Genomic DNA, 10,181 nt, shown 5'->3' on the forward strand with positions numbered 1-10,181 from the left:
AAATATTTGCTCCTTACTTCTATCTTGGCGTTCCGCTCTATTTATTTGCCATCGTGCGACTTTTATATATTAGCACGTCTTATGCCTCATGTCAAGCCCTTTTTTCCTTTTCTCGCCCCTTGAGGCGTATTTTATATTATCATGTTTGTGGGTGGGTGTCAATAGTCGTATAAAACTGATATATGTCGATTATTGTTGTTTAGGGTCGTATAGAATAAACCTTCTTCTTTTTGCTTCAATATGCTTAACAATATTAAAATAGAGTGGGTTTATAGCCCACCCTACTTAATTTGGTCATTTTTAACGGTGTTCAGCAGTTTATCTGATTTATCTTCTATAGATTGGGCAATCTTTGTAGCAGATTTGGTTGTATTCTGATTTTGTTTGTTAGTCAGTATATTTTGCTGAGCACCTTGAGTTGGGGCCTGGCCACTATTCATGTTGTTATTCTGGTTGATATAATTTAACCTGTTGTTAAGCATATCAACATGTCTCTGCATATCCTGCTGCATCTGCTTAAACATCTGCTTGGCCGTGGGGTCTTCTGTAGAACTGGCAAACATGGCATAAGTGCCCAATGCTCCTTGAGCTGAAGCCTTTGCCTTTTCCAGATCACTTTTAACAGTCATTTATAAACCCCTCCATACTTTTTTATTTTTTGCCCCACACTATATTATTTTCATTTTCAGTTTTTAAAAACGCGGAATATAAAACCAATATATAAAAATAGCTGTGGTAATCACCACAGCTATTTACTATAAACCTATATCTCACCGCAGCGTGCAAGGATTTCTTCCCAGCGCCTGTCAACCTGTTTCTGGAATTCTTCAATCAGATGCTCATTACCTGGCTGGAACATGTGCTTAAATCTGCCTTGTTTCTTTAGATATTCCTCAACTGGCAGCTTTTTCCTCGGTTTATAGGTAAGTCTCCACTTACCCTCTACAACCTCAAACAGCGGCCATACGCATGTTTCAACAGCCAGTCTTGTTATCTCCATACCCTCGGCCGTCTCAGTCCTCCATCCTCTGGGGCATATAGCAAGAACATTGAGCAGAGCTGGCCCATCGACGTTGATGGCCTTTTCAGCCTTTTCATATAGATCCTTCCAGTGAGCCGGAGTAGACTGGGCCACATAAGGAATATTATGAGCCACTGCTATATCGGCAAGCTCTTTCCTTGGTTGTGACTTGCCAGGTATAACATCACCCACAGGGCTTGTAGTAGTATCGGCATACATAGGCGTAGCCGAAGATCTCTGAATACCTGTGTTCATATACGCGCCGTTGTCATAGCACACATATACAAAGTCATGTCCACGCTCTAAGGCACCAGAAAGCGATTGAAGCCCTATATCATAGGTACCGCCATCTCCACCAAAGGCTATGAATTTAAACTTCTCATTTATCTTGCCTCTCCTCTTCATTGCTTTATATGCAGCCTCAACACCGCTTATGGTGGCACCAGCGTTTTCAAAAGCACTGTGAATATATGATGTCCTCCATGCAGAGTATGGATAGACAGTCGTTGAGACCTCAAGACAACCTGTGGCGTTGGCCACAACCACATGGGTATCTTCTGGTACCGCGCTTAAAATCCTTCTCACTGTAACGGGGGCACCGCAGCCAGCACAGAGTCTGTGTCCTCCACTAAGAAGCTCGGGTTTTTTGGCTATATCTCTTAAAGTTGCCATGCTTCTTCACCACCCTTTTCTCTAACGCCAAGATATTTTTTAACCTCGTATACCTTGCCAGTCTTTACAATATCCATAAGGTCATTATAAACCATCTCTATATCCCTTGCGCCAACATCTCTGCCACCAAGGCCATATATATAGTTAACGATCTTTATATCCTTATTGTCAAACATTATACTCCTGATATCTGTAAAAAGCGGCCCATATGCCCCAAAGCTGTCTGCCTTATCCAAAACTGCTACAGCTTTCACATTTTTCAGTGCGTCAAAGATCTCTTTGGCTGGAAGCGGCCTATACGTCCTTGGCTTTAACAGGCCAGCCTTGATACCTTGAGCCCTCAGTTCATCAACAACCACCTTGGTTGTACCAGCAGTGGAGTTTAATACCACGATAGCTATATCCGCATCATCAAGGGCATACTTTTCAAAATAACCATATTTTCTGCCGGTCAATTTTTCGTATTCCTCAGCGACCTCCAATATAACCTTTCTAGCGTTTTCCATTGCATGCTCTTCCTGCCTCTTATGCTCAAAATAGTACGGCGGCAGGTCCAGTGCGCCCATTGCAATGGGGTGCTCTGCATTCAATAAAAACTCTTCAGGATTATATTCACCTATAAATCTCTTTACCTCTTCGTCTTCAAGCACCTCAATGCTCTCCAAGGCATGGCTGGTTATAAAACCGTCCATACATACCATTACCGGCAGGCTCACCCTGGGATCTTCAGCAATCTTTATCGCCTGTATTATATTGTCGTAGGTTTCCTGGGCACTTTCTGAATACAGCTGAATCCATCCTGAATCCCTCGCACCCATGGAGTCACTGTGGTCATTGTGAATATTTATTGGGGCTGAAAGTGCCCTGTTCGCAACTGTCATAACTATAGGCAGCCTCAGCGAGGCAGCTATATAGAGCATTTCCCACATTAAGGCCAGGCCCTGCGAAGAAGTAGCCGTCATCGTCCTGGCTCCTGCTGCCGATGCACCTATACAGGCACTCATAGCACTGTGTTCTGACTCTACCGCAACAAATTCGGAATTGACCTTGCCATCAGCCACAAACTGCGAAAAATACTGAGGTATCTCTGTTGAAGGTGTGATAGGATATGCAGCAACCACATCAGGATCGATTTGCTTCATAGCAAAAGCTGCTGCTTCATTACCCGATAAAGAAACTCTCTTTGCCATTTAATTCCCTCCTTACTCTGTAACCATTTGTATGGCTTTTGCCCTATCAGGACACTCTACGGCACAAATCCCGCAGCCTTTGCAATGATCATAATCTATACCAACAACCTTACCATCTTTAACTATAATTGCTGATTCAGGACAATAAGCCCAGCAGAACAGGCACTGTATGCATCTATCCGCATGATATTCTGGTTTTTCTACTCTCCAATCCCCGGTCTTAAATTCCTTAGAATTTCCAGCCTCGTAGATAATACCAGCCTTGGGCAGTTCCTCCCATGATGCGTCTGGCCCCGTCTTGTAGACCTTTTCGCTCATAAGCCCTTCACCTCCTGCATAGCCCTCTTAAGGGCACGCATATTTCCATCCACAACCTGAAGTTTGTGCGCAAACTTTTTCCTGAAGTTGCCCTCCATATTCTCAATAAACTTCGCCTCATCAAGTATGCCTGTCACCTTTACAACCGCAGCAAGCATAGGAGTGTTCGGGAAGTTACCACCTATTTCATCCAGTGAAATCTGAGAAGCATCAATTGTGTAGACCTTTCCTTTAAAGCCTGTCTTTTCCTTTACATATTCAGGACTTTTTGGTGTATTTACCAGGAGAATGCCCTCCTCCTTTAGCCCTGCAGTAACATCAACCGTACCTATAAGTGTTGGATCTATAACCACCTCAACATCAGGTTCATAAATATTTGAATGGATTCTTATTGGTTCATTGCTGATCCTCGTATAGGCTGTAACCGGAGCTCCCATCCTCTCCGGACCATACTCCGGGAATGCCTGCATATACGCCCCAATCTCAAATGCTGCCTGAGCAAGCAAAAGAGACGCTGTCTTTGCACCTTGTCCGCCTCTACCATGCCAGCGAATTTCCAGCATCTTGGACACTGTAGTAGTATTCAAATTGTATTCCTCCTTCCAATAATTGAAATATGCGGACTGTTATACTACAGTTTTAAGAATTAAACTGTATTATATAGCATTTGATTTCATATATAACAGCTCAACAAAACGTTGAAAACCTCAACGATTACATGTATAACAGGTTCCATATATAATGTAACAGATGCAGGTCCTAATGTCAATTGCAAAAAAAAAGAAGTAAGATTTCCAATATTATGTTCTCTCAAAATAACTACAGCAGGTATTGCAACAGCAAAAGTAAAATTATGCCCGGCACACCAAGAAACCCTGCAATAAGAGCAGAAAATGGGTTTAATGGTATATGAAGTCCAAAGTGCCCCCCAACAAAGTTGAGTATTACAAGAATTATGCCACCAATGATTCCGTTATATAACAGCCGCCATACAATCTTTATCGGTGTAAGGAGCACCCATCCTAAAAGATACAGCAGGATAAGACCTACGATATACGCTATTATTATATTGATTCCGATACCATCCACAAAAACACCCCCTCTTACAATATATATAGGGGTGTCCATAAATTTATTCTGCTTTTATAAGACCCTCCTTTTTGGCCAGCTTCAGAAGATAGTCATATTTCTTTCTTGCAGCTTCCCTATAGTATATTGCATGGTCAACAAGGTCGGGGTCATAAACAGATTCAAAGTAATTTTCCGCATACTGCATCTCTTCTTTGGCACGTTCTATAGCTGCTATAAGTACCGTCGCATCTCTACTCTCGCTGTCCTCCATGGACCCCCCTGCAAAAATTTTATTAGCCCTACTCAAAATATCATTGAAATAATTAGCATTAAGGTTAATCACTACAACCACCCCAGGAAAAATATTCTATGTTATATTTTCCCCAGGATAAATCCGCTTTATACTACCTTTTTTAAAAGTTCTACTGAAAATTCGTCTATCTCTTTATTGTTGACCATTTCGTCCATTATGCTGAGAGCTTGTTCATAAGACATAGCTTCCCTGTAGGGTCTTTCCTCTGTAAGTGCTACGAATACATCACATACTGCAATGAGTCTGTCGATGCTATCCAGTTCAAAAGCGGTCAACTGCCTTGGATATCCTGTTCCATTTAACCTTTCGTGATGATTAGCAGCCCAATGTATAATGTCACCCAGTTCCTCTATTTCATTTAAAATCACTCTTGTATAATAAACATGGGATTTTATTATTAGAAATTCCTCTTTCGTTAATTTACCGTTTTTTTCTAATATGCTGTTTGGTATGGCTAACTTACCCAGATCATGCAGATAAGCTGCCACTACGCCCATTTCTCTTTTTGATTCGTCCATATCCAGTTCTGACAGCATTCTATATGCAAGTTCTGCTATAGATTGGGTATGCCTTAACGTGAAGCGGCTCTTGTTATCTATAACCATCCCAAACGCTCGTGATATATCAATAAGCCCATTAATATCGAGGTCAACAGGTTCTACTGGTTCCATCCTTGCAAGGATTCCCTTTATATTAAAAAAGGCATAGTTGAGCCAAAACTCATCTGGTTTTACGGCCGATTTAAAAGCCTCAACTGCATATGGTGAAAACATCTTTTCGCTATTGTCCACTACCCAGTCTACAAGCTGATCGGCCTGATAAATGTAGTTTATATTCCTATTATATCTTATGTCAAACTGGTCTGCCAGGTGTATTATCTGAGCAGTTAAAGGTATCATATCCTTGCGGACTTCAAATGGTCCTGTACCATCCCAGTTCTCATGGGAATACAGTATTGCATTTGGGATTTCATCACTATTTAGCGGCATAATCTTTGCTATATCATATCCTATCTCTACATGTCTTTTTACGTAATCCACATCCCCCGAAAGGTCGGCCTTGGCCTCGCTGGCACCAACATCATGGAGAAGCGCAGAGAAATATACATCCTTTCTGTAGTCCTGACTCAACTTTAATTTGTCTGCTATGCAGAGCGATATGTATGCTACCCTTCTTGCATGTTCAAACATTTTCTCTTCCGCAAGATCCAGTGCCAATGAAAACGACGAGAGAATATCATTTAAGAGTAACCTCATTTTTCCACCCCCATATCTATCCAGTGCTATTATATCACAAATAAAAAAATGCTCATACAAACATGAGCATTTAAATTTCTCTCCTCCCGTTTAAGGCTGAACCCAGTGTTACCTCATCGGCATACTCTAACTCTCCACCCATGGGTATGCCGTGTGCTATTCTGGTAACCTTTACACCCAACGGCTTTAACAGTTTTGCAATATACATGGTAGTGGCTTCACCTTCTACATCGGGGTTTACAGCTAAGATTACCTCTTTTATATCTTCATTGATTCTCGACAACAGCTCCTTTATCCTGATATCCTCGGGACCCACACCATCTAATGGGGATATGGTACCATGAAGTACATGATAAAGTCCCCTGTATTCTCTCGTTTTTTCCATGGCGACAACATCCCTTGGGTCCTCCACCACACATATAGCGGATCTATCCCTCGATGTGTCTGAGCATATCTCACACAAATCCCTTTCAGTGATATTAAAGCAAATTGGGCAATAGTGTATTTTCCACTTTGCTTCTTTTATGGCATTAGAAAGAGATTCCACATCTTCATCCTTCATGTCAATTATATAAAAGGCCAATCTTTGAGCAGTCTTAGGTCCTATCCCTGGAAGTTTTGATAGTTCCTCTATCAGCCTGGCCATTGGTGGTGTATAGTAGTTCATTCGCATACCTCCAGTTTACAAAAGACCAGATATGTCAATTCCTCCGGTGACCCTGCTCATCTTTTCCTTCATGGCATCCTCTGATCTTTGAAGCGCTTCATTTACTGCTGCCAGTACAAGGTCCTGAAGCATCTCAACATCTTCCGGGTCAACAACCTCAGGCGAGATGTTTATCTCCATTATCTGCTTTTTCCCGTTGGATACCACCTTGACGGCGCCACCGCCGGATGTGGCTTCTATCTTCATTTCATCCAGTTCTTTCTGAACATTTTCCATCTCCTGCTGCATCTTTTGAAACTGTTTCATCATATTGTTCATGTTAAAATTACCCGGAAACTTTGCCATTTAAAATAACCCCTTTCATTAACCTTAATATTAGATTATGCTCATTCTTTCATAACCTTGATTTCAACACCATCAAAAACCTTATAAACTTTTGTTAGAAACTCATCCTCTTCTTGGTTTTCTTCTTCTATTATACACTCAATCTTGGCATTTAAACCAGTAATTTCTTTTATAGTATTTTCAACTATCTCTTTATTCTCAGGTTTTTCCATTTCTTCTCTAAAAAAAGCTCCATCGCTTTTGTAAACCAGTCTTATGGTTTCATTGCTCTTCTCTGACAGGACACCCTCTGAAAGATATGCATAAAGCACCATAGACTTTTGCTTTACAGCGGAAAGTATATGTGGCCAGGCCTCTTTTACTGCATTATAGGTCTTGTTTGAATCATTATCACCCAGATCAGCTTTGTTTTCCAACACGTCTTCTCTCTCGACTTTTGGCACAGAACCCTGTTTTAAAGCCCTGCTTTCCTGCTTGACACCGGCCTCTTTCGACTTTGCCGCACTGGCCCTTTGTGGTACAGGGGTTGTAACACCTTCGGCTTCAGTTTTTTCATCCATGGCCATGCAAAGTTTGATAAGCGCCGTTTCCAGTACAATCAACGGCTGAGCAGAGTATCTGAGGTAATGCTCTGTTGCAGAAAGGGCGTCGATGATTTTAACTATCTCCTTTGTATCCATAGACGAGGCTAATTGAGTCAACGATTCATATTCACTATCAGGTAAGTCAAGCTTTGCCTTAGAATTATTTACTGTCTTCATAAACAGCAGGTCGCGTAAAAGTCCTAAAAGGTCTCTTGTAATCTGAGCAGGGTCCTTTCCGTTCATATATTCTCTGTCGATGACATCAATGCAGCGGGACGAATCCTTTTGTTCCAGCGAGGTCAGCAGCTCAATTAGCGAGTCCTCTCCCGTTATGCCCAGTGCATCAAGCACGTTCTCTCTCGTTATGGTCTTGCCGCTGAAGGATATACATTCATCCAGTATAGACAGGGCATCCCTCATTGCCCCTTCTGCCTTCCTTGCTATAAGCATTGCAGCATCTGCCTTTAGATCTATCCCTACAGACCTTGCGATGTCCATGAGTTTATTCACTATGCTGTTTACCGGTATCCTCTTAAAGTCGTATCTCTGACAGCGAGAGGATATGGTTACGGGTACCTTCTGCGGGTCTGTCGTTGCAAGGATAAATATTATATATGAAGGGGGTTCCTCCAGTGTCTTTAAAAGTGCATTAAAAGCTCCCTGAGACAGCATATGAACCTCGTCTATAATGTATACCCTGTATTTTCCTGTTGACGGCGGATACTTGACATCTTCTCTTAGTTCTCTTATGTTGTTAACCCCGTTGTTGGATGCTGCGTCTATTTCTATCATATCAAGACTATCCCCATTTGCCATAGATTGACAGTTTCGGCAGTGGCCGCATGGATTTCCATCTACAGGCTCCATACAGTTTACTGCCTTAGCAAAAATCTTGGCCATGCTTGTTTTGCCGGTTCCTCTCGATCCAGTAAAAAGGTAAGCATGAGATATCATGTTGTGCTTTACCTGATTCCTTAGTGCTCTTACTATGGCGTCTTGGCCAACCACTTCATCGAAGTTGGATGGTCTGAACCTTCTGTACAGTGCTGTATACATTATTATCCACCACTCACTCTATTACTATTATTTTATATATTTGATATCAACCTTTGACTGCGGTTTTCTAATGCCAAACATACATGATGGGACCTTAACCTGCCAGTATCTAAAGTCATCATGCCCGGTAATAACATCTGCAAAATATGAGAATATTACGGGGAAGTTTTTCAGGTTTAACATAACAAAAGGAAAAAAATGATAGCAAAATACTGAAAGTTCATAGGCCGAACGGATCTCCGGTCTTATTTCTTTATTTATCCTTTTTGTGTAAGCATCAAGGTTCCCCTTGCCATTAAACCAGCCTGATATAACCTCAGACGCTATTGACGCCGACCATACTGCGTAATATATACCTTCGCCAGTAAATGGATCGGCCAGGCCTGCCGCATCCCCCACAAGGAGTATGTTCCCTTTATTATATCTTCTCTTTTCCCCATGGGGAAAAGCTAAGGGATGACCATATACATGTACCTCATCGTTGTTATTTATCTCTTCACTATCCAGCATATGATGCAGACTGTCCCTTATGTCCTTTGCCATATTTCTGAAGGTACCCACACCTATGGATAGCGAATCCTTCTTAGGAAAATTCCAGCCATAACCCGCCTTTATTGTCCCAAAGTCTATATGTATCTTGCCTTTTAAATCCTCTATTGTATGGCTTTTTGGCCTTACCTCAGCTTCTAATGCTGTACCTACTTTAAATTTTGTAAAGCCTGCTTTCCTGGCGACTGTACTGTTGACCCCGTCTGCTCCTACCAGAACCCTGCACATGTATGAGTCTTTCTCTGTCTTAACACTAATATACCCCTCATGGTGTTCAAAATCAAGGAACTTTTCTCTGACGTGAAACTCTGCACCGCTCTTGACGGCTATATCTGACAGGACAGCATCAAATTTTTTCCTGTCCACCTGGTATATAAGAGGTGAAGTGGCAGTGATTTCGGCACCTATCCTATGGTGCAACGTGAGAACCATACTGTAGGTTGTATCCTCAACAACCTTAGAAATGTCAGTTGCAATTCTATTATAACATCTTTTTGTAATACCACCAGCGCATGGTTTAAAACGCGGCCAGGCCTGTTTTTCTATAATCAATACAGAAAAACCCAAGACTGCCAGTTTATGTGCAAGAGTAGAACCTGCCGGTCCTGCTCCTACTATTATTATATCATACATGTATACCACCCTGCAGTTACGATCATACCAAAAAAGGCCCTCATCGGGTCTTATTTAAAAGGCCGTACACCTACCCTTGACACACCATTACACACGGCACCAGTGCAGCCAGCTCTGACCAGGTAACCCTGCGGCACACGGAAGTGTTTACTTACCGTTGCTTCCTCCCGGACCTGGCGGGGTTCGTAAATTTCCGTTGCACAGGACCCAGTCTTCTTCGCCACTTGCACCGACCAGACTGTACAATAGTATGCCTCGGCGTAGGACTTCAACCCTGCTATAGCGGATTGCAGGTTACAGGGCACCGCTACCTCCCCGTCTAGTACGGCCAGGCCTTTTATTCTTAAAAATGACAATTAGTATTATATCCTTTTTATCAGGAAAAATCAATACTCCATTTTCTTCAATTGTGGTTATTTTATGATAATGTCACCTTGTAGACTATCGTGATAAAATGTCACTATGGGGAATGAGGTGCGTTATCTAATGTCTCAAGAACAACTAAA

The 10,181-nt window shown here is 42.0% G+C and carries 12 protein-coding genes and 1 other RNA gene; all 13 read right to left on the reverse strand.

The genetic code is table 11. The annotated features are described in order from the left end of the window. Positions 1–281: 281 nt before the first annotated feature. Positions 282–629, reverse strand: coding sequence for a DUF1657 domain-containing protein (locus FWJ32_RS12735; RefSeq protein WP_149546346.1), 348 nt, complete (start codon positions 627–629; stop codon positions 282–284). Positions 630–763: 134 nt separating this feature from the next. Continuing rightward, on the reverse strand, positions 764–1,693 hold the full coding sequence (locus FWJ32_RS12740) for a thiamine pyrophosphate-dependent enzyme (RefSeq protein ID WP_149546347.1): 930 nt from the start codon (positions 1,691–1,693) through the stop codon (positions 764–766). Beyond that, positions 1,681–2,883 (reverse strand): pyruvate ferredoxin oxidoreductase, encoded by a 1,203-nt coding sequence (locus FWJ32_RS12745; protein ID WP_149546348.1) that lies wholly within the window; start codon positions 2,881–2,883, stop codon positions 1,681–1,683. Before FWJ32_RS12745 ends, FWJ32_RS12740 begins: the two co-directional genes overlap by 13 nt. Positions 2,884–2,895: 12 nt before the next feature. Continuing rightward, positions 2,896–3,201: a 4Fe-4S binding protein gene (locus FWJ32_RS12750; protein ID WP_149546349.1), complete on the reverse strand. Its 306-nt coding sequence runs from the start codon at positions 3,199–3,201 to the stop codon at positions 2,896–2,898. Further along, positions 3,198–3,788 (reverse strand): 2-oxoacid:acceptor oxidoreductase family protein, encoded by a 591-nt coding sequence (locus FWJ32_RS12755; RefSeq protein ID WP_238988888.1) that lies wholly within the window; start codon positions 3,786–3,788, stop codon positions 3,198–3,200. The genes FWJ32_RS12750 and FWJ32_RS12755 overlap by 4 nt, the downstream gene beginning before the upstream one ends. A 232-nt stretch (positions 3,789–4,020) precedes the next feature. Then, complete coding sequence (locus FWJ32_RS12760; protein WP_238988889.1) at positions 4,021–4,290, reverse strand: pro-sigmaK processing inhibitor BofA family protein; 270 nt, start codon at positions 4,288–4,290, stop codon at positions 4,021–4,023. Between the two features lie 43 nt (positions 4,291–4,333). Next, entirely contained in the window at positions 4,334–4,615 is a 282-nt protein-coding gene (locus tag FWJ32_RS12765; RefSeq protein WP_238988890.1) for a YaaL family protein, read from the reverse strand. A gap of 56 nt (positions 4,616–4,671) precedes the next feature. Then, positions 4,672–5,841: an HD-GYP domain-containing protein gene (locus tag FWJ32_RS12770; RefSeq protein ID WP_149546352.1), complete on the reverse strand. Its 1,170-nt coding sequence runs from the start codon at positions 5,839–5,841 to the stop codon at positions 4,672–4,674. Positions 5,842–5,911: 70 nt separating this feature from the next. After that, positions 5,912–6,508 (reverse strand): recombination mediator RecR, encoded by a 597-nt coding sequence (recR, locus tag FWJ32_RS12775; protein ID WP_149546353.1) that lies wholly within the window; start codon positions 6,506–6,508, stop codon positions 5,912–5,914. Positions 6,509–6,523: 15 nt separating this feature from the next. Next, on the reverse strand, positions 6,524–6,853 hold the full coding sequence (locus FWJ32_RS12780; RefSeq protein ID WP_149546354.1) for a YbaB/EbfC family nucleoid-associated protein: 330 nt from the start codon (positions 6,851–6,853) through the stop codon (positions 6,524–6,526). Positions 6,854–6,894: 41 nt separating this feature from the next. Continuing rightward, positions 6,895–8,493, reverse strand: a complete 1,599-nt coding sequence (dnaX, locus tag FWJ32_RS12785) for a DNA polymerase III subunit gamma/tau (protein WP_149546355.1) — start codon at positions 8,491–8,493, stop codon at positions 6,895–6,897. Positions 8,494–8,520: 27 nt separating this feature from the next. Beyond that, positions 8,521–9,675, reverse strand: coding sequence for a geranylgeranyl reductase family protein (locus FWJ32_RS12790; RefSeq protein WP_149546356.1), 1,155 nt, complete (start codon positions 9,673–9,675; stop codon positions 8,521–8,523). A gap of 62 nt (positions 9,676–9,737) precedes the next feature. Next, an RNA gene (ffs, locus tag FWJ32_RS12795) (signal recognition particle sRNA large type) lies at positions 9,738–10,003 on the reverse strand. Positions 10,004–10,181 lie beyond the last annotated feature (178 nt).

Source organism: Calorimonas adulescens (assembly GCF_008274215.1).
Taxonomy (GTDB): domain Bacteria; phylum Bacillota; class Thermoanaerobacteria; order Thermoanaerobacterales; family UBA4877; genus Calorimonas; species Calorimonas adulescens.